At 38.5% G+C, this 19,716-nt stretch carries 18 protein-coding genes; 6 read left to right on the forward strand and 12 right to left on the reverse strand.

Annotated elements, in window-relative coordinates; genetic code table 11:
* Positions 1-43 precede the first annotated feature (43 nt).
* The 9 genes from fabG to pfkA are packed head-to-tail and all read right to left on the reverse strand — an operon-like array spanning position 44 to position 7,370.
* Complete coding sequence (gene fabG / locus A8B79_RS02270) at positions 44-793, reverse strand: 3-oxoacyl-[acyl-carrier-protein] reductase (protein WP_066217457.1); 750 nt, start codon at positions 791-793, stop codon at positions 44-46.
* A 10-nt stretch (positions 794-803) separates the two neighbouring features.
* Positions 804-1,691, reverse strand: coding sequence for an ACP S-malonyltransferase (gene fabD, locus A8B79_RS02275; RefSeq protein ID WP_066217459.1), 888 nt, complete (start codon positions 1,689-1,691; stop codon positions 804-806).
* Complete coding sequence (locus A8B79_RS02280; RefSeq protein WP_066217462.1) at positions 1,691-2,683, reverse strand: beta-ketoacyl-ACP synthase III; 993 nt, start codon at positions 2,681-2,683, stop codon at positions 1,691-1,693. Before A8B79_RS02280 ends, fabD begins: the two co-directional genes overlap by 1 nt.
* A gap of 12 nt (positions 2,684-2,695) precedes the next feature.
* Entirely contained in the window at positions 2,696-3,679 is a 984-nt protein-coding gene (gene plsX / locus A8B79_RS02285) for a phosphate acyltransferase PlsX (RefSeq protein WP_066217463.1), read from the reverse strand.
* Between the two features lie 10 nt (positions 3,680-3,689).
* The gene (rpmF, locus tag A8B79_RS15835; protein ID WP_076782513.1) at positions 3,690-3,872 is read right to left on the reverse strand and encodes a 50S ribosomal protein L32; all 183 of its coding nucleotides are present in this window, start codon (positions 3,870-3,872) and stop codon (positions 3,690-3,692) included.
* A gap of 11 nt (positions 3,873-3,883) precedes the next feature.
* A complete protein-coding gene (locus A8B79_RS02290) occupies positions 3,884-4,387 on the reverse strand; it encodes a YceD family protein (RefSeq protein WP_066217465.1) in 504 nt (167 codons plus the stop codon).
* 53 nt (positions 4,388-4,440) lie between these two features.
* The gene (locus tag A8B79_RS02295; RefSeq protein ID WP_066217470.1) at positions 4,441-5,082 is read right to left on the reverse strand and encodes a deoxynucleoside kinase; all 642 of its coding nucleotides are present in this window, start codon (positions 5,080-5,082) and stop codon (positions 4,441-4,443) included.
* A 9-nt stretch (positions 5,083-5,091) separates the two neighbouring features.
* Complete coding sequence (locus A8B79_RS02300; RefSeq protein ID WP_066217472.1) at positions 5,092-6,381, reverse strand: glucose-6-phosphate isomerase; 1,290 nt, start codon at positions 6,379-6,381, stop codon at positions 5,092-5,094.
* Positions 6,381-7,370, reverse strand: coding sequence for a 6-phosphofructokinase (gene pfkA, locus A8B79_RS02305; RefSeq protein WP_066217475.1), 990 nt, complete (start codon positions 7,368-7,370; stop codon positions 6,381-6,383). The genes A8B79_RS02300 and pfkA overlap by 1 nt, the downstream gene beginning before the upstream one ends.
* Before the next feature lie 102 nt (positions 7,371-7,472).
* Here pfkA and A8B79_RS02310 point away from each other — a divergent pair, with 102 nt between their 5' ends.
* Genes A8B79_RS02310 through A8B79_RS02325 form a run of 4 tightly spaced genes read left to right on the forward strand, consistent with a single transcriptional unit; the run spans position 7,473 to position 12,533 of the window.
* Positions 7,473-8,492, forward strand: a complete 1,020-nt coding sequence (locus A8B79_RS02310) for a polyprenyl synthetase family protein (RefSeq protein WP_066217477.1) — start codon at positions 7,473-7,475, stop codon at positions 8,490-8,492.
* Positions 8,493-8,497: 5 nt separating this feature from the next.
* Positions 8,498-9,277 carry a UDP-2,3-diacylglucosamine diphosphatase gene (locus tag A8B79_RS02315; RefSeq protein ID WP_066217481.1) on the forward strand — a complete coding sequence of 260 codons (780 nt, stop codon included), beginning with the start codon at positions 8,498-8,500 and terminating at the stop codon, positions 9,275-9,277.
* Positions 9,274-11,622 (forward strand): penicillin-binding protein 1A, encoded by a 2,349-nt coding sequence (locus A8B79_RS02320; protein WP_066217482.1) that lies wholly within the window; start codon positions 9,274-9,276, stop codon positions 11,620-11,622. Before A8B79_RS02315 ends, A8B79_RS02320 begins: the two co-directional genes overlap by 4 nt.
* Before the next feature lie 17 nt (positions 11,623-11,639).
* Positions 11,640-12,533, forward strand: coding sequence for a tetratricopeptide repeat protein (locus A8B79_RS02325; protein ID WP_066217484.1), 894 nt, complete (start codon positions 11,640-11,642; stop codon positions 12,531-12,533).
* 64 nt (positions 12,534-12,597) lie between these two features.
* On the opposite strand, the gene A8B79_RS02330 is transcribed toward A8B79_RS02325, so the two are convergent.
* The 3 genes from A8B79_RS02330 to atpD all read right to left on the reverse strand — a co-directional run bounded on the left by A8B79_RS02330 (position 12,598) and on the right by atpD (position 15,420).
* Positions 12,598-13,503 (reverse strand): hypothetical protein, encoded by a 906-nt coding sequence (locus A8B79_RS02330; RefSeq protein ID WP_066217486.1) that lies wholly within the window; start codon positions 13,501-13,503, stop codon positions 12,598-12,600.
* Between the two features lie 156 nt (positions 13,504-13,659).
* Positions 13,660-13,917, reverse strand: a complete 258-nt coding sequence (atpC, locus tag A8B79_RS02335) for an ATP synthase F1 subunit epsilon (RefSeq protein WP_066217488.1) — start codon at positions 13,915-13,917, stop codon at positions 13,660-13,662.
* 9 nt (positions 13,918-13,926) lie between these two features.
* Positions 13,927-15,420 (reverse strand): F0F1 ATP synthase subunit beta, encoded by a 1,494-nt coding sequence (gene atpD / locus A8B79_RS02340; protein WP_066217490.1) that lies wholly within the window; start codon positions 15,418-15,420, stop codon positions 13,927-13,929.
* A gap of 413 nt (positions 15,421-15,833) precedes the next feature.
* On the opposite strand from atpD, the gene A8B79_RS02345 reads away from it, so the two are divergent.
* Both A8B79_RS02345 and A8B79_RS02350 read left to right on the forward strand, forming a co-directional pair.
* On the forward strand, positions 15,834-16,730 hold the full coding sequence (locus A8B79_RS02345; RefSeq protein WP_066217492.1) for a hypothetical protein: 897 nt from the start codon (positions 15,834-15,836) through the stop codon (positions 16,728-16,730).
* 142 nt (positions 16,731-16,872) lie between these two features.
* Positions 16,873-19,707 (forward strand): M16 family metallopeptidase, encoded by a 2,835-nt coding sequence (locus A8B79_RS02350; RefSeq protein WP_066217564.1) that lies wholly within the window; start codon positions 16,873-16,875, stop codon positions 19,705-19,707.
* Positions 19,708-19,716 lie beyond the last annotated feature (9 nt).

A 19,716-nucleotide genomic window follows, 5' to 3' on the forward strand; every position in this document is an offset into this window, starting at 1 on the left:
TAATAAATTAAACATAAAAATTCATTCAAGCACTAATAAGAAATTACATAGCCATTCCGCCATCAACTCTGATGGTTTCGCCTGTAATATACGCACTCATATCTGATGCTAAAAATACAACTGCATCAGCAACTTCTGTGGCTTCACCCGCCCTTCCCAGTGGAGTTTCAGCCTTAATTCCGTCTAAAACTTTTTCATCCAATTGATCCGTCATGTCGGTAAGAATGTATCCCGGAGCAATTACGTTCGCTCTTATATTTCGGGAAGCGAGTTCTTTGGCATAAGATTTGGTGAAACCAATTATACCTGCTTTTGAGGCAGAATAGTTTGTTTGTCCACCATTTCCTGAGATCCCCACCACAGAACTAATGTTGATGATCGAACCTCCCCGGTTCTTCATCATTGGTCTGGCAACAGCTTTTGAGTAATTGAAAACACTCTTCAAATTTGTGGTGATCACATCATCCCATTGTTCTTCGCTCATTCGAAGGATCAAATTATCTTTAGTGATACCCGCATTGTTAACCAACACATCAATTTTACCGAATTCATCCGTTATCGTCTTAATAACATCTTCAGCTTGAGAATAATCGACGGCATCAGCCTGAAAAGCTTTTCCTTTTCTTCCCAACGCTTCAATTTCTTTAACAACCTCATTCGCTGCGTCAGCTGAGCGTGCATAAGTAATGGCAACATCCGCTCCGAATTCCGCCAGTCTGAGAGCAATAGATCTTCCTATTCCTCTACTTCCTCCGGTTACTAAACAGCTTTTTCCTTCTAAAGATAAACCCATGATTTTTTTCTTATTGATGTCCTGAAATTTCTGCTTTTCTGTCGGTTCTTTTTACCAAACCTTGTAAAACTTTACCCGGTCCCACTTCAACAAAAGCCGAAGCTCCGTTTGCAATCATGTTCTGCAATGTTTGTGTCCAGCGAACGGGATTCATTAATTGATCCAATAAATTTGATCTGATTTCATCAACGTCAGACGTTGGTTCTGCAGTAAAGTTGCTGTAAATAGGACAATTCGGTGTATTGATCTCCAGATTCTCTAAAGACTCTTTTAATCCTACAAAAGCCGGTTCCATTAAAGAAGAATGGAACGCACCGGAAACCGGTAATAGCATAGCCATTCTAGCTCCGTCTTCCTTAGCTATATCAACTGCTGCCTTTACAGCTTCTACATATCCTGAAATTACCAACTGTCCCGGACAATTGTAGTTTGCTGCTACAACTTCTTTACCCGTTTGTTCCGCAGCTTTTTTGCAAACCAGTTCTACTTTGTCATCATCCATACCAATGATAGCCGCCATTGTTCCCGGATTGGAAGCTCCGGCAGCCTGCATTAATTCACCACGACGTCGAACGATCTTCAAGGCATCTTCGAAGCTTACTGCCCCACAGGCAACCAAAGCTGAGAACTCCCCAAGGCTATGGCCTGCAACCATATCAGGTGTAGCATCTAATGTCTTGTATAAAGCAACTGAATGAAGAAATATTGCCGGTTGTGTAAATTCGGTTTGCTTTAATTTCTCTTCCGGACCATCAAACATTATTGATTTCAGATCTATGCCAAGCACTTCATTTGCTTGTTCAACCAATTTGGCAAACTCAGGGTTGGAATCGTAGTGATCCTTTCCCATTCCAACAAATTGAGATCCTTGTCCCGGAAACAGATAAGCTGTACTCATTATTTTAATCCCCATTTTAGATAAATAGCTCCCCAGGTGAAACCACCACCAAAAGCAGCAAGAATCAAATTATCACCGTGATTCAATTTATCTTTCCAATCGTATAAACAAAGCGGGATCGTACCTGCAGTTGTATTCCCGTATTTATCGATATTTATCATCACCTTTTCAGAAGATAATCCCATTCTGTTCGCAGTGGCATCAATAATTCTTAAGTTTGCCTGATGAGGAACTAACCATGCTATATCTTCGGGTTCCAGGTTATTTTTCTCCATGATCTCCAGAGAAACATCTGCCATACCCATAGTAGCCTTTTTAAATACAGCACGACCATCCTGAGTTACATGATGCTGTCTGTTTTTAACGGTTTCTATAGTCGCAGGATTTCTACTTCCTCCGGCATGCTGATATAAACTGCAATTAGTATCGCCTTCTGAATGGTGAATTTGATCAATAATACCTGTACCATCTGTAGATTCTTCAAGAATAACAGCTCCGGCACCATCACCAAATAAAATACTTGTAGTTCTGTCAGTATAATCTAAAATAGAGCTCATTTTATCGGCTCCGATCACTAATACTTTTTTTGCTCTTCCCGCTTCTATGTACATAGATCCTGTGCTCAACGCATATAAAAATCCTGAACAAGCAGCAGAAACGTCGAATGCGAAAGCGTTAGTAGCACCGATCATATTTTGAACTAAACATGCAGTAGCAGGGAATAAATAATCAGGAGTTACCGTAGCTAATACTATTAAATCAATTTCTTCAGCAGATGTCCCGGAACTTTCCAGCGCTTCTTTAGCTGCTTCAGCACCCATGAATGCAGTCGCTTTATCAGGATCTTTTAAAATTCTTCGTTCTGATATACCTGTTCTTGTTCTGATCCACTCATCATTGGTGTCCATCAGCTTTTCCAACTCAAAGTTGGTCATTCTGAATTCAGGCAAATAATGTCCAACTGCAGTGATCTTTGCTTGTTTTACTTCCATAAAAAGTTTAAATCAGTTTAGTGATGATACGATTTTGCCGTTAACATCATTTTCGATGCAAGACACTGCGCTTTTGATCATATTTTTAATTGCAAGAGGTGAGCTGCCCCCGTGACCTACGATACTTACACCATTAACACCCAGAAAAGGAACTCCACCTACTCTTTCATAATTAAATGGAGCTAATGCTGTTTTCAAAATCTTTTGGGCAGCAACTATCTCTTCAACTTCAAGATCCAGTTTTGAGACCGCTCTTTCCACTAATTTCATTATAGTAGCAGGAATAGATTCTCCGAATTTCAGTAGAATATTTCCAACTAAACCATCCGTTAAATATACGTCCGCTTTGCCGGAAAGAATATCTTTACCTTCCACATTACCAATAAATCCGGGTAAGTCTTTAATGTGCTTATGAATGGCTTTCAGCTCTTCCGTTCCTTTTTCATCTTCTTCACCGACATTAAGCAAACCAACAGTAGGAGATTCTACACCTATGATGTTACGGCAATAAACCTGCCCCATTTTTGCAAATTGAAGGGCTACTTCCGGTTTAACTTCTAAGTTTGCACCGGCATCTAATAAAAGACGGAATCCTTTAACCGTTGGGTAATACGCGCCGATTGTAGGACGCAAGATACCTTCCAGCTTACCTAGAATAAAAGTAGATGCTGCAAGAAGAGCTCCGGTATTTCCTGCGCTTACAAACGCATCGCATTTACCGGCTTTGTGTAATCCCATTCCGATTACAATAGATGATTGTTGCTTACCTTTTACTGCAGCAGCCGGAGACTCTTCCATTCCGATGATCTGAGGAGCATCCTGAATAAGAACACGTTTCTCATCGTACTCTTTTCCTTCCAGCTCTTTTTTAATCAGATCCTTTGGTCCCAAAAGAAGAACAGTTAAACTTTCGTCTTCCTGAACTGCTAATAAAGCTCCTTCAACAGGAGCTTTGGGATAATGATCTCCACCGGCTGCATCTACTGCAACAATCATAATATTTTATTTAGTTAGCGGCTGCTTTTGTAACCTGACGACCTCTGTAGTGCCCACACTCTGTACAAGCATGGTGATATCTGTGGAGTTCGCCGCAGTTTGAACATTTCGCTAAGGTAACATCTGAAATTGCATGATGTGCACGACGTTTGTTTTTTCGTGCATTCGAGGTTTTTCGTTTTGGATGTGCCATTATTTACTTAATTATTTCTTTAATTCTTTTAATGCTTCCCATCTTGGGTCGATGTTTTCTTCCTCTTCATCAGAGTCGTTACCAAATTGCTGGTGTACAAACTCTTTAGGATTTCCTTCATCATCCAAAAAACGGGGATGTAATTTTTTTACCGGGAGATTGAGCAATATGCTATCTAACACATCCTGCTCTAAGTCTATTTGTTTAGAATGAATATCAATATTCCTGATGGAGCCTTTTTCATCCGCCGATTCTTCCACTTCTTCAGCTTTAAATAAAACTTCGTAATTGGTTTCAATCTGATGATCAAATTCATCTAAAGACCGATCACAAATAAGTTTTATATCAGCTTTTAATCCAAATTTAACCTGGATAAACTGAAGTGTGCGATAGAAGTTGATATCGAGTACAGCTCGTTCAAACGGAACTTCCTCAATCTCAAGATCATCGCTTTCTAATTCGATGGTTCTTTGGCTTTGTCCTTCAGGTATTTCAAAGATCTTAAACTTCAACATAGAACGTCTCCTTTACAGCTTGTAAATATAAGGATTATCCTACACGCTTACAATCAATTAAAAAGACCAAATAGACGCTTATCAACTTGCTCAATTATAGAACCTAAATCTTCATTGTTATTCACAAAATCGAGGTCATCTGTTTCAATAATAAGCTTTTCGTGAGGATAACGATCAATCCAATCCTCATATAATCTGTTCAACCTTTCAAGATAATCGATTCTGATAGTGTTCTCATAATCTCTTCCCCGCTGCTGAATTTGATTTACCAGGGTAGGAACTTGAGCACGCAAATAAATGAGTAAGTCGGGCGGGCGCAAGTAATGGCTCATTTCATGAAACAATGCTTCATAATTCGTGAAATCGCGATCACTCATCAAACTCATTTCATGAAGGTTTTTTGCAAAGATCTCTACATCCTCATAAATGGTTCTGTCCTGTATCAAGCTTATATCATTTTCCAGCATCTCTTTCTGATGTCTAAATCTGCTGGACAGAAAATAGATCTGAAGATTAAAACTCCATCTGCGCATGTCTTCGTAGAAATCTGCCAGATAAGGATTGTCATCTACTGACTCATAAAAAGCCTCCCATCCAAAATGTTTTGACAACAAACTGGTTAGAGATGATTTCCCCGCACCAATATTTCCGGCTACTGCTATATATTTAGAGTTTTTATTTTTCGAATCGCTCATAAGTTCCTTTTAATCTTTTCCAAGCAAACGGTACATCGCTTTTTTGTAATCTTCAACCCCGGGTTGGTTAAATGGGTTAACTCCCAAACTATATACAAATATCCCCGTCAGCAATTCAAAAAAGTAAATTAGTTCCCCAATTACCTCTGCATTCAAAGAGCTCAATGATAAATTTATAATCGGAACCGCTCCATCTTTGTGCGCTTCAGTAGTACCGATCCTTGCCTTGGTATTAATTTCATGGAAAGAATTTCCTGCCAGATAATTTAATTTATCATGATCTCCTTCAAGAGAATTCACTTTTAAATCTGAAATGGGTTTTTCAACAGCAATAAAAGTTTCCATCAAACTTCTGGTACCTTGTTGAATAAATTGACCTAAACTATGCAGATCAGTAGAAAAAGCTGCTACGGTTGGGAAAATTCCTTTACCCTCTTTGCCTTCACTCTCTCCCATTAGTTGCTGAATCCATCCGCCAAAAGATTGTAACTCAGGCTCAAAACATGAAAATACATCAATAGTTATTCCTTTTTCATGAAGAGCTCTTCGGACAGCTGCGTATTTCACTATTTCAGTTGCGTCACCTTCATATTTATTAAAAGCAGATACAGCTCCGTAAAAAAGTGTCTTTATATCAATTCCCGCAACTGCAATCGGTATCAGTCCAACAGGCGTTAACACTGAAAATCTACCGCCTACATCTTCAGGTATTATAAATTTCCTGTACCCTTTTTCTTCGATCAGTCCATTCAGAACTCCGCCTTCACCACTGGTGGTGCAGATAATCCGATCAGCGGCTTTCTCTTTATACAATTCTTCCATGACTTCACGAATCATCCTGAATGAAAGTGCGGTTTCTAATGTAGAACCTGATTTTGAGATCACATTTATATACACACTTTTCGGGGTACCGTCCTGTTTCGGAGTTTTTATATACGATAAAAGTTCCTGGAGGTATTTTCCTCCCATATGATGGCCTGCAAAAAGTATTTCAGGTCCCTTTTTGTTAAAATGAGGAGAAAGGGCATCAATAACTGCTTTCGCTCCTAAATAGGAACCCCCGATACCGCAGACAATAAAAATATCTGCATTATTTCTGATGTCTCTCCCTAAGGAACTTATCTTTTCCAGTAAAGCATCGTTTGGAGATTTCAGCAGATCTCTCCAACCTAACCATTCAGATCCTTGCCCTGTTTTATCTTTAAGCTGAATAAATGCTTCTTCACACTTTTCAAGAGATTCAGTGTACGCTTCATCAGAAATAAATTCTTTAGCAATATCGGTATTAATTGAAATCATTATCTAAGTAGTTTGGCTAGTTCTATAAGTGAGTGATCAAGATCTTTTTTTCTATCTACAGCAACTTTAATTGGAGTAATTTTAATTTTACCGTTAACGATACCAACCATTACACCACTATGTCCTTCCATCAATGTTTTAATTGCAGCGGCCCCTAATCTGCTTGCCAAAACACGATCTCTGGCTGTCGGAGAACCACCTCTTTGAATATGCCCTAAAATACAGACTCGCATATCATATTTTTTAAAGTCGTCGCGAATCTGCTCGGCTAGTTTAATGGCCCCTCCTGATTCATCCCCTTCTGCTACTACAACCAAGCTACTTCTAACCTGATTCTTAAGCATATTTTTGAGCTGGGATTTTACATCATCGATATCCATCAACTCTTCAGGAAGTAGAGCCAGTTCAGCACCACCGGCTATACTGGTTTCGAGAGCAATGAAACCTGCATCCCTTCCCATAACCTCCACCAAGAACATTCGTTCATGAGCATCAGCGGTGTCGCGAATTTTATCTACTGCATCAAGTGCTGTATTTAATGCTGTATCATATCCGATTGTTTCATCCGTCCCGATTATATCATTGTCGATAGTTGCCGGAATACCAATTACTTTTATTCCGTGTTCCTTGCTAAGAATATTTGCTCCTGTAAAGGTTCCGTCTCCTCCGATAGCTACAAGTGCATCTATATTATATTTCTTAATAGTTTCAGCAGCCTTCATTCTTCCTTCGACCGTTCTGAATTCCTGAGAGCGCGCAGATTTAAGAATAGTACCTCCTCTCTGGATGATATTTGAAACAGAATTATTTTTCATGGGCTTCACTTCATTGTGAATTAATCCATGATATCCATGTCTTATTCCAAAAACTTTCAAGTCGTATTTTGCTGCAACCCTTACTACGGCACGTACAGCGGCATTCATTCCGGGTGAATCTCCTCCGCTTGTCAAAACCCCAATGGTTTCAAGCCCGGCTAACTTCGTAATCATAATTTTATTTTAAGTGAGTGAGTGTGATTAGTCCTAAATATTTGTCCTATATATTAACTAAATTTCGAGCTATTCAAGTTTAAGAAAATTTAAACATATTTGATGGACGATAACGTTTCCCTTGCCAGAATTGAAAAAGATTCTGTGGTTCGTAAATCTTTAAAAGAAATCACCGCCCCTGTTTCAGAGCATTTAACTGAATTCAGATCTTTTTTCAAAGATACCATCAAAACAGATGTGTTTCTACTCGATCAAATTCTGAGATATCTGCACAAACAAAAAGGGAAAGAACTTCGTCCTACTCTTGTTTTTATGACGGCTAACTTATTCGATGGTATTTCCAAGAGAAGTCATATTGCAGCTACAATGATCGAATTGTTGCACACTGCTACCCTTATTCATGATGATGTTGTTGATGAAGCTAATTCCAGACGCGGATTTGTGAGCATCAATAAGATCTGGAAAAATAAAGCAGGAGTGCTTCTTGGTGATTTTTTGCTTTCCCGGGGATTACTAGTTTCACTTGAGAATAAAGAGTACAAGTTACTGAAAGTACAATCCAAAGCAGTTCAAAAAATGAGCGAAGGAGAACTTCGTCAACTTAAAACTGCCGGGTTATTTAATATGACTGAAGAGCGATACTTCCAGATAATCTCCGAAAAAACGGCCAGCTTGATATCAACTTGTTGTGAGTGTGGAGCAGTTTCTGCTACCAATGATAAAGACCAGCATGAATTAATGGCAAACATCGGGATGAGTATCGGAATTGCTTTTCAGATCAGGGACGACCTTTTTGATTATGGCATGTATGATATAGGCAAGCCAAAGCGAAACGATATTCAAGAGCGTAAAGTAACATTGCCTCTAATAAAAGCATTGGAACACAGCTCTAAGAAAGAGGCTTCTCATATCCGGGCGTTAATGAAGAAAAGGAAAAAAACTTCGAAGAATATTGATGAGATCGTAGACTTTGTTCATGATAAAGGTGGTATGGATCATGCAAAAAAGAGTATGTATGAATATGCAAACAAAGCGATCGAAGGATTAGAAAAAATTCCTGAGTCACAAGCCAGACAAGATTTTGTTGATCTGATTCACTATGTAATTACCCGTAAGAAATAAAGTAAATGGCTGACCAAACCAGTTTGTTTATTTCTGATGTGCATCTCGGAGCTTTTGATGCAACTACCGAGAAAGAGATTGAGGATGAACTCATCGCGCTTATCGATCACTGTTGTGAACAAAAGATCAAGATCTATATACTTGGCGACCTCTTTGATTATTGGATGGAGTATCCGAAAAAAAAATTCATCCCAAATGTTGGTCAAAAGGTATTGCAAGCCTTCAAAAAGCATAACACACAATGTGAACCCACCACCTATATCACAGGAAATCATGATAACTGGACGTATGGTCATTTCGAAGACCTGGGTTTTGATGTGGAATGCAATTATCGCATTATCAAGCAAAATGGTTTTAATACCTTATTAATGCATGGCGATGGAAGGTTTGGAAAAAGCGATGACCTATTACGTCCTTTTTTCCACGGCGTATTAAGAAGTAAATATTTTGTGAAAATGTTTCAGGCATTTCTGCCTCCTGAATTGGGAATTCCGGTTATGAAAAAATTCTCAGGTTTTTCTAAAATGAAGGAAAACCGAACTCCCATCCCTTTGGATAAACATGCAAAACGCGTGCTAAAAGAAAAGGATATAGACTTTATAATAATGGGGCATGATCATATTCCAAGAATGGAAACATTTAAAGCCGGAACGTATATAAACCTTGGAACCTTTTTCTATCATAAGACGGTAGCTCTTTACAACAATGGAGCGTATCAACTCGTTAGATGGAGTGCTTCTGATAAAGAATTTGTACCTTTCACTGAATCAAGTGTTGTAGAATGAGCGATAAAAAAGAACCTATTGATCACCAACGGTATTTTAACGATCCGGAATACCGCAAAGAAGTGCTGGCTGAGCGAAAAGCCAGAGAAGAAAATTCAGAAGAGCCTTCTTCTAAATATGGTTTTAGTTCTGACAATCTCAGAAAAAAGATCATTACATGGACCGGTGCAGTAGCGGCTACGCTTTTAGTTGTAGTAATTGGATACGTTATTTTCCTTTTCCAGGGACTTCCCCCTCTCGAAAAACTGGAAAATCCGGACACTGCTATTGCTACTGAAGTTCGAAGCAGAGACGGTGTTGTTTTAGACAAATATTTTACAGAAAACAGAACCTGGGTTCCTTACGATCAAATTTCACCACACGTCATAAACGCACTAGTGGCTACAGAAGATCATCGCTTTTATAACCATTGGGGAATAGATATGGTGAGAACTCTTGCCATTCCATTCAATTTGATGCGTGGTCGTGTAGAAGGTGGCTCTACTCTCAGCCAACAGCTTGCTCGTAATCTCTATAAAGAAATTGGATTAAAATTTTCCATTTCCAGAAAATTCAGGGAAATGATCACCGCTGTTCAGATCGAACAAAATTATACCAAAAGAGAGATTATTGAGATGTATCTGAACACTGTGGAATATGCAAACAGTGCCTTTGGTATCGAAGCAGCCTCAAGAACTCATTACAATAAACCTGCAAAAGAATTAACCCTTTCTGAATCTGCTGTGTTGGTTGGTTCCGTAAATGCGGTTTATGCATATAATCCCCGGATTTATCCTGAAAGATCACAAAGAAGAAGAAATATTGTTCTTTACCTGATGAACAATCAAGGATTTATTGATTCTACCTCATACAATCAGCTTAAACAAGAGCCCATTACTCTTGACTACCAACCTCCATCAAAAGCCGGAAGAGTGAGTAGATATTTTGGTGAGTATGTACGACAAAGAGTATCCGGATGGGCTGAAGAAAACGGATATGATATTTACAAAGACGGGCTTGTGATCTACACAACGATTGACTCCCGCCTTCAAAAACATGCGGAACGAGCATTAAGCACTAAGTTAGATTCCCTTCAAAAGATATTCGAATACGAATGGACTTCTCGCGGCAGCAACGAATATATGGACAAGCTGTGGGATGAATTTCCGACTTTTAAAGACAGTTTTCTGGAAGAGACCGATCGATATAAAAATGGATATCAAACCTATAATACCAAGATCCGAAAAGTAGTTTTAGACAGTCTGAAAGCTGATACTGCCTTTGTGGATTCCGTACTTAAAGCCCGAACAAGATTAGAAGCCAGTTTTGTAGCTATTGAGCCTACCAACGGAAATATCCTTGCATGGGTGGGTGGTTCCAATTATGGAAGCGTACAATTTGATCATGTTTATCAATCAAGAAGACAGGTTGGTTCTACATTTAAACCTTTTGTGTATTCTGTTGCTATTGATAACGGCTTTAAGCCCTATCATAAATTTTCAAAATTTCCGATCTCATTCCGTGACAGAAACGGGAAAGTATGGAATCCTAAAGATGCTGAGGTAGCCAGTGGACCCAATGAAGTTCCTTTGAGGGAAGCTTTGGCAAGAAGTATGAATAATGTAACCGTTCGCTTACTTCCTGAACTTGCAGGTTATCCGGGAACCAATAAACTATGGGAATTGGATGCCGCCGCCAGAAAAATAAAAGATATGGCTTCTAATTTAGGGGTGGATATGAGCAGAACACCAGCCTATCCTTCCATTGCTTTAGGAACTGCAGAAGCTTCATTGCTAGAAATGACTTCTGCTTATACAACTTTTGCCAATAATGGTGTTCATATTGAGCCAATTGCAATCACAAGAATTGAAGATAAAGAGGGAAATGTACTTCAGGAATATTTCCCTGAATACCGCAAGGAAGTGATCAGTCCTGAAACAGCCTATATGATGGTTGATATGATGCGAGGAGTGATCAGAGGCGGCGATGGATACTTCGGAACCGGTGTACGATTAAGAAATGTGTACGGTATTCGACAGGATATAGCCGGAAAAACAGGAACTACCAATGATGCTTCTGATAACTGGTTTATCGGGATGACCCCACATATTGTAATGGGTGCCTGGGTTGGTGGTGAGGATCGTCGGATTCGTTTCCCTCAGGACGGAAGCTATAGTATTGGTCAGGGAGCAAGAACAGCTCTTCCTATTGTTGGCACTTTCATTAATTATGTAACTGATGATCCGGAAGCCTATTGGGGTTACGACGCCTTTTCTCCCCCTCCGGGTTTTGTAATGCCCGAAGATCCCAAAGAAGTACGTGATGAATTGGGGACTGATAAAAATCGTGGTAGGATTGGATGGTAGCCATTTAAAAACAGAACATGAAACACATATTAAACCTTTTAGTAATTGCACTTTTTTCTACCACAGTTCTTGGACAGGACTTTAAAACCGACTTCGACAAATACTACCAAGAAGGAGACATTGTTAAACAACTTGAAATCTTAACAAGTTGGGAGAACCAAGACCCGAAAAACCCTGAATTATTTACGAGTTATTTCAACTATTACTTTCTAAAATCCAAACAAGAAATCCTTTCCATATCAACTGAACAGCCTAAAGGAGAAAGTCTTTCGCTTCAAGATAGCACAGGAAAAACGGCAGGATTTATCGGAAGCTCTATATATTTTAACCCTGAGACATTTAATAAAGGGATTGCCAAAATTGACGAAGGAATTAAACTTTATCCAAATCGTTTAGATATGCGATTTGGAAAAATCTATGCTCTTGGACAAGCTAAAAATTGGCAAGGTTTTACTAATGAAATAGTAAAGACTATTCAATATTCGAGCGAAAATGATAATCAATGGACTTGGACAAATAACGAAAAGAAAGAAAACGGAAAGGACTTCTTTCTCACTTCTCTTCAAGACTATCAATTAAACCTATACAATACAGGTAATGACGACTTACTTGTAAATATGAGAACAATCGCACAAGAGATTTTAAAATACTATCCAAAACATGTTGAAAGCTTGTCAAATCTATCAATCACATATTTATTGACAGGAGAATATGACAAGGGAATTGAACCTTTACTGAAAGCTGAAAAAATAGATCCCGAAGATGTAATTGTACTTGGGAATATTGCGCAAGGCTATAAATTGAAAGGAGATAAAGAAACCGCGATTGAATATTACGAGAAAGTAATTAGATACGGAAATGAAAGGTCTATTGCGTATGCAAAACAACAGATTCAAGAATTGAAAAAATAAAAAACGGCTACAGCAAAACCTATAAGCAATAACGGCCTGCGGGACGCTACGCATACCCAAACCATTACTCCACCAAATACCTCATCAATCTTACAGCAAATTGCTGATTATTCGGAGCTAACCGGGAATTAAAACCTACTTTAAAAGTCCCGTTTTCGTTGGTTACATCCCTCGCAGTAAACATTGCTGCCTCACCAAACACAGCTAGTTTTCCCTTTCCATAATTCATCACAGCTCCCTGTGCGTAGTTTTCCAGATCTATGGTTTTTGTGGTATCAGCAAACTGCCACGCAATTTCGGGTTCAAGACTGATATCTCCTTTTTTAAAAGACAGAATAAGTTCAGCTTCCTCAGGATATATAAAAGCACTGCCGGTAAAAGTTGTAACGGATTGAATTTCTCCTGCCAGCATTGGATGCTCTTCTAGTCTTTCGTTTTGCAAAGAGAAATAATCTGGTTGATTTCCTTCTTTTTTCAACCGTGCAAAGCCATTACTGAAATTAAACCCAAACGATTTAGCTAATTCAAAAGCAGCACCGGCAAAAGGCATATGATCCGCCACCAGAAATAATCTACCTCCCTCATTTACCCATTGATCGATCTCTTTGATTTCCTGTGTGGTAAAAGCAGAAGGATTAGGCAATCTCCAGTTGCCGAGATTACTTTCGTGTAATGGATTTACTATTGCATAAATATCACAACCTAAAAGTACTTCTATATTTGAAACAGAAGAATTCATATCTCTCATCTGAAAACCGTTTGCTTTCATCAATCGCGCAAAAGGCGAGAAACCACCATCAAGAGTATGCAAATTATTGTGGGCAGAGTCGATACATATAACCGGTGCAAAAGACTCATCAAACAATGGCTCAACAATGTGAGGAGTAAACGTTGTATCAAATCGTTGCTGTGATTGTGCAGTTGCGCAATACAATCCAAGTAATAAAACCAGAAAACTAATTTTTTTCATAGAAACGTATTTAATACTAAATATATAGTATTAAATCTATACACACAAAAAAGCCGATTCTCTTTCGAAAACCGGCTTTATAAAATTATTTTCATTTGCGAACAATGTGAAGCGATTTATCTTGAAAACAAGACTGCTTCGTTCCTCGCAGATGGATTATTCTTCAATAACAGATTCAGCTAATAAAGTGAGTTTGTTTTCAGCTACTTCCACAAATCCACCGGAGATCTTATAATTAGTTTCTCCCTCAGATTTACGAACTAACACCTCTCCTTCTTCTAAAGTAGAAACAATAGGAGCGTGATTTGCTTTAACTTCAAAACTTCCCTGAGTTCCCGGCATTTTTACACCGGTAACATCGCCTTCAAATAAAGAACCTTCAGGAGTTAAGATCTGTGCTATAAAAGTACTCATGCTTTAGAATTAAGCTTCTTCAGATTCTGCGAGCATCTTCTCGCCTTTTTCAATTGCTTCGTTGATATCACCAACCATGTAGAAAGCACCTTCAGGAAGATGATCCAATTCACCGTCAATGATCATCTTAACACCTTTTACGGTATCGTCGATCTTCACATACTTACCAGGAGAACCAGTAAACTGCTCTGCTACGAAGAATGGTTGAGAGAAGAAACGTTGTACTCTTCGTGCTCTGTTTACTGTCAACTTATCTTCATCAGAAAGTTCATCCATCCCTAAAATAGCGATGATATCCTGAAGATCTTTATAGTTTTGAAGCAAAATAGTTGCTCTTCTCGCTGTGTTGTAATGATCTTCACCTACAACTTTTGGATCTACAATTCTTGAAGTAGAATCCAGAGGATCTACCGCAGGATAAATACCAATTTGTGTCAATGCACGGTTCAGGTTTGTAGTGGCATCTAAGTGAGTAAATGTTGTTGCCGGAGCCGGATCGGTCAAGTCATCCGCAGGTACATATACTGCCTGAATAGAAGTAATAGAACCTTTCTTAGTTGAAGTGATACGCTCCTGCATAGCACCCATCTCAGTTGCCAATGTTGGTTGATAACCTACCGCAGAAGGCATACGACCTAACAGTGCAGATACCTCAGAACCAGCCTGAGTAAATCGGAAAATATTATCGATGAATAACAGAATATCTCTGGAAACTTCATCACGGAAATACTCTGCAACAGTCAAACCTGAAAGAGCTACACGAGCACGTGCTCCCGGAGGCTCATTCATCTGACCAAACACTAGAGTTGCTTGTGATTCCTTTAATTTTGATTCGTCAACTTTAGAAAGATCCCACTCTCCTGCTTCCATTGACTCTTTGAATTCATCACCGTAGTTAATTACTCCGGATTCGATAAACTCACGAAGAAGGTCATTTCCTTCACGTGTTCTTTCACCAACACCTGCGAACACTGATAAACCACCATGCTGTTTTGCGATGTTGTTAATTAATTCCTGGATCAATACGGTTTTACCTACACCGGCACCACCAAAAAGACCAATTTTTCCACCTTTTGCATATGGGCAAAGAAGGTCAACTACTTTGATTCCTGTTTCCAACATCTCTGTAGATGTAGCAAGTTGATCAAAAGCAGGAGCTTCACGGTGAATTGGATAATTTCTTTTTCCTTCAGGTGCTTTAATACCATCAATCGCTTCGCCTACTACATTGAATAAACGTCCACGAATATCTTCGCCAACAGGCATAGAAATAGTTTTGCCTGTATCGATAACTTCCATTCCTCTTACTAAACCATCGGTAGAATCCATGGCGATAGTACGCACACGATCTTCACCTAAGTGTTGAGCTACCTCCAAATAAAGAGTTGAGCCGTCGGTTGGATTTTCAATAGTTAGGGCATTTAGGATGGCAGGGGTTTCGCCATCGGTAAAGTCAACGTCGACAACAGGTCCGATTACCTGTGCAATTGTTCCTTTATTCATGTGCTAAATCGCGATTTTATTAAAATTTTTTGGTAGTCTGAGTAGTTGAAATTTTGCACTCCTGCAAAGGCTGGTAAAGATAGGGAGATATGCTGTGAGAGGCAATCCTTTTTCATGTTAAATTAAAAAGAATAGCCGTACTAATAATATTATTAAAACAAAGAGTCATTCAGAGGCTACCGCCGATGGATCTGAACAGCATGAATTTTGCTTAGTTCTTTAGATGTGCAGACTCTCCGCTGCCGCTCTGAGTGACACATTACCCTAAAAATCAATTCATGTAAAATCTCAGAAATTACTTTAACATTTTCTGACTTTATCTCGTCCTATTTTCTATAAATTATCTAAGATCTTATTGTTACTTGGAACTTTTACCTGAATTCTACATAAAATTGAAAGATCTTACTTAATTTATGGAAAGACGCAGAACAGAATTACTTCAGTCTCCCCTCTTTTTAATTGGGCTATGCTTGTTGTTGCTTAATGATTTAGTTTTTAAGTATGAGTTTAGTAATCCAATCACAGGTAAGCTTTCAGATTTTGCAGGTCTCTTCATATTTCCATTCTTTTTCGCAGCACTATTTCCAAAATGGATTAAAAGTATTTATACACTAACCATAGCAATTTTTATCTATTGGAATTCTGAACTTTCATCTGGGTTAATTCATTTCTTTAAAGACAGCGGACTAATGTTACATCGAACAATAGATTCTACAGATTTTATAGCTTTCATTGTACTCCCTATATCTTACTACTATTTCATTAATCAATCATCAAAAAGAATTAGACATAGAAAAACTTCTTTAGCTTTTATTTCGTTTATATCTTTGTTTTCATTTGTAGCAACTACTGCCCCGAGAGCCATAGTATCTCTAAATATTGATTCAGATGAAAGTTATTCATTGAATATGAGCAAGTCAGATTTTTTTAAAATTGTGCACCCTAATCACGGATATAGTAATTCTCACAAAGAAAACATGAATGACTCTTTGTTCTATGTGTACTATTCCATTCCTGAAAAACTAACTGATATAACTGCTTTGGTAAAAATAAAAGAAGTGGATGAAGGTATTATCCAGATCGCAGTTCTGAATTATACGAATGGATACGTCGCGACAGGATTAGGTGTTAGAGAAGGTGATAAAAATATAGAGTATTTAGAAACTATGAATACTGAAAATCACAATAAATATTTTGAACTTAATTTTATTTCCCCACTTAAAAACTTTTCCAAATCAATAAACTTGTACTTTGATAATAAACGTATCCATGATAAATATTTGAAGCAGATCAACTCTAATCAAGAGTAAACTTATTAAGTTATAAAGGTTCAATGCTTTAAAAAATGTTCTAACGAAATTGAGAAAAGATTCAATCTCAGAAATTACTTTAACATTTTCTGATTTTATCTCGTCCTATATTCGAACTAATTATCAATCTCTTATCATCACAATGAAATTACAATTCAGATTCCTTTTTGCATTCCTGTTTACAGGTTTCCTTTTGAGCTCATGCTCCAACAACAAACAAGAATTCTCAGTTAACTATGAGAAATTTACTCTCGATAACGGATTGGAAGTCATATTCCATGAAGATAACTCCGATCCGGTTACCGCAGTTGCATTAACTTTTCACGTTGGGTCTGCACGTGAAATAGAAGGAAAAACCGGTTTTGCACATCTTTTCGAACACTTACTCTTTTTAGAATCTGAAAATCTGGGAAAAGGCGGATTGGATAAAATGAGTAGTCGTATTGGAGGTTCCGGTGCAAATGGTTCTACAAGCAGAGACCGAACCAATTATTTCCAGACCGTACCAAATGACGCTCTGGAAAAAATGATATGGGCAGAAGCTGATAAATTAGGTTTTTTCATAAATACGGTTACTGAAGCGGTTGTTGCAAAAGAGAAACAAGTTGTGAAAAATGAAAAACGTCAGGGTGTTGATAACGCCCCTTATGGTCACGCAAGCTACGTGATTGGTAAAAACCTGTATCCACAAGGACATCCATATAATCATCAAGTTATTGGTTCTTTGGAAGATCTTCAAAATGCTACTTTGGCTGATGTAAAGGAATTTTATCGTAAATGGTATGTCCCAAACAATGCTACATTAGTTATTGCCGGCGACTTCGATTCTGACCAAGCCAAAGAATGGGTTGAAAAATATTTTGCCGAAATTCCCCGTGGAGAAGAGATCACTCCACTACCCGATGCTCCTGTTGAAGTTGCTGAAACAAAAAAATTATTCTATGAAGATAACTTTGCTCGTCTTCCTGAACTACGAATGGTTTGGCCTACAGTAAAGCAATACCATCCTGATATGTACGCGCTTGACATTTTATCTCAGCTACTCACTGATGGTAAAAAAGCACCGTTCAATAAAGTATTGGTTGAGGAAGAGCAGGTTTCTTCAAATGTATTCATGTTCAGCCAAAATGCTGAAATAGCAGGCGAAACTACTTTATTAATTCGAGCCTATCCAGGAACTGATCTTGACAAAGTATCGGAATCAGTAAACAAAGCGTTTAAAAAATTCGAAACCGAAGGATTTACTGAAGCGGATCTGGATCGAATTAAAGCAGGGATTGAAACTCAGTTCTACAATGGGCTTTCCAGCGTATTAGGAAAAGCTTTCCAGCTGGCTCAGTACAATATTTTTGCAGAGGATCCGGGATATATCAACGAAGATATTCAGAGAACACTCGCTGTTACTAAAGATGATATTTTGAGAGTGTATGAAGAATATATCAAAGGCGAGAATTTCATCGCAACCAGTTTTATTCCTCAAGGACAAGCTGAACTTGCTCTTGAAAATTCAAAACCTGCGGAAGTGGTAGAAGAGCAAATCGTACAAGGAAAAGCAAACGAAGAATTTGAACTTCCTGAAGAAACCGACTTCGAAAGAACGGCTTCGAGTTTTGACAGAACGGTTGAGCCGCCATACGGTGAAAGCCCGGATGTGAAAGTACCTGATGTTTGGGAAGGTTCATTAGAAAACGGAATGCAGATATTTGGAATCGAGAACAATGAACTTCCACTCGTTCAATTTACAATAGAAATAGAAGGTGGACTACTGTTAGAAAACACTTCCAAAACCGGAGTTTCTAATTTAATGGCAGATCTTATGACTCGTGGAACTGCGAATAAAACCCCCGAGCAGTTAGAAGAAGCCATCAATGAACTAGGGGCTTCCATCAATGTAAATGCCGGCAGACAAACCATTACCATTACCGGAAATAGCTTGGCCAGGAATTATGACAAAACTCTGGATCTGGTTGAAGAAATTATATTAGAACCTCGTTGGGATGAAACCGAATTTGAATTAGCGAAGCAAAGTACATTAAGTCAGATTGCTCAGCAAAGTGCCAACCCAAATAGTATTGCTTCAAATGCCTATAACAAATTGCTGTTTGGTGAAGATCATATTCTTTCTTACAACTCGATCGGCACGACCTCGAGCGTGGAGTCCATCACCATTCAAGACCTGAAGGATTATTACAATGCAAACTTCTCTCCTTCTGTCGCTGATTTTATGATCGTTGGTTCCATATCGAAAACAGAAGTAATGAATTCATTGGTTGATCTTGAAAGTAAATGGGAAGCTAAGTCAGTAGATATTCCTGAGTTTGAGACTCCGGAAAGACCTGAAGAATCTATCGTGTATTTTTATGATGTTCCAAATGCTAAACAATCCGTGATAAGATTCGGATATCTGGCTATGCCTGAAACTCACGAAGATTATTATCCTGCTACCGTTATGAATTATATACTTGGCGGAGGCGGATTTGCCTCCCGCTTTACTCAGGAGCTTCGTGAAGGTAAAGGTTATACCTACGGAATTGGTTCAGGCTTCTCAGGTTCAAACATTGCCGGACCATTTACCATAAGCAGTGGTGTTCGAACTAACGTGACTTACGAATCTGCTGCTTTGGTTAAAGAAATTCTGGAAAAATACCCTTCTACTTTTACCGATACCGATCTTGAAACCACAAAAAGCTTTTTACTGAAAAGTAATGCCCGAAGCTTTGAAACTCTTGGTGCCAAACTAAATATGTTAGATAACATAAGCGATTATGGATGGAGTCCTGATTATGTAAAAGAGCGTGAACAGATCGTAAAAGACATGACCAAAGAAGAGATATCTGAATTAGCTCAAAAATACGCGAATCCTGATCAAATGATCTGGTTAGTAGTAGGTGATGCCAAAACACAAATGGATCGGTTAGAGCAATTAGGTTTCGGTGAACCGATTTTGATCAATAACAGGTTTAAGGAAGGAAATTAAAACAAGCTT

This window comes from Balneola sp. EhC07, assembly GCF_001650905.1.
GTDB lineage: Bacteria > Bacteroidota > Rhodothermia > Balneolales > Balneolaceae > Balneola.

Coding starts and splice junctions, on each gene's coding strand:
- fabG (WP_066217457.1), bottom strand. CDS start 793: ATGGGTTTATCTTTAGAAGGAAAAAGCTGTTTAGTAACCGGAGGAAGT.
- fabD (WP_066217459.1), bottom strand. CDS start 1,691: ATGAGTACAGCTTATCTGTTTCCGGGACAAGGATCTCAATTTGTTGGA.
- A8B79_RS02280 (WP_066217462.1), bottom strand. CDS start 2,683: ATGGAAGTAAAACAAGCAAAGATCACTGCAGTTGGACATTATTTGCCT.
- plsX (WP_066217463.1), bottom strand. CDS start 3,679: ATGATTGTTGCAGTAGATGCAGCCGGTGGAGATCATTATCCCAAAGCT.
- rpmF (WP_076782513.1), bottom strand. CDS start 3,872: ATGGCACATCCAAAACGAAAAACCTCGAATGCACGAAAAAACAAACGT.
- A8B79_RS02290 (WP_066217465.1), bottom strand. CDS start 4,387: ATGTTGAAGTTTAAGATCTTTGAAATACCTGAAGGACAAAGCCAAAGA.
- A8B79_RS02295 (WP_066217470.1), bottom strand. CDS start 5,082: ATGAGCGATTCGAAAAATAAAAACTCTAAATATATAGCAGTAGCCGGA.
- A8B79_RS02300 (WP_066217472.1), bottom strand. CDS start 6,381: ATGATTTCAATTAATACCGATATTGCTAAAGAATTTATTTCTGATGAA.
- pfkA (WP_066217475.1), bottom strand. CDS start 7,370: ATGATTACGAAGTTAGCCGGGCTTGAAACCATTGGGGTTTTGACAAGC.
- A8B79_RS02310 (WP_066217477.1), top strand. CDS start 7,473: ATGGACGATAACGTTTCCCTTGCCAGAATTGAAAAAGATTCTGTGGTT.
- A8B79_RS02315 (WP_066217481.1), top strand. CDS start 8,498: ATGGCTGACCAAACCAGTTTGTTTATTTCTGATGTGCATCTCGGAGCT.
- A8B79_RS02320 (WP_066217482.1), top strand. CDS start 9,274: ATGAGCGATAAAAAAGAACCTATTGATCACCAACGGTATTTTAACGAT.
- A8B79_RS02325 (WP_066217484.1), top strand. CDS start 11,640: ATGAAACACATATTAAACCTTTTAGTAATTGCACTTTTTTCTACCACA.
- A8B79_RS02330 (WP_066217486.1), bottom strand. CDS start 13,503: ATGAAAAAAATTAGTTTTCTGGTTTTATTACTTGGATTGTATTGCGCA.
- atpC (WP_066217488.1), bottom strand. CDS start 13,917: ATGAGTACTTTTATAGCACAGATCTTAACTCCTGAAGGTTCTTTATTT.
- atpD (WP_066217490.1), bottom strand. CDS start 15,420: ATGAATAAAGGAACAATTGCACAGGTAATCGGACCTGTTGTCGACGTT.
- A8B79_RS02345 (WP_066217492.1), top strand. CDS start 15,834: ATGGAAAGACGCAGAACAGAATTACTTCAGTCTCCCCTCTTTTTAATT.
- A8B79_RS02350 (WP_066217564.1), top strand. CDS start 16,873: ATGAAATTACAATTCAGATTCCTTTTTGCATTCCTGTTTACAGGTTTC.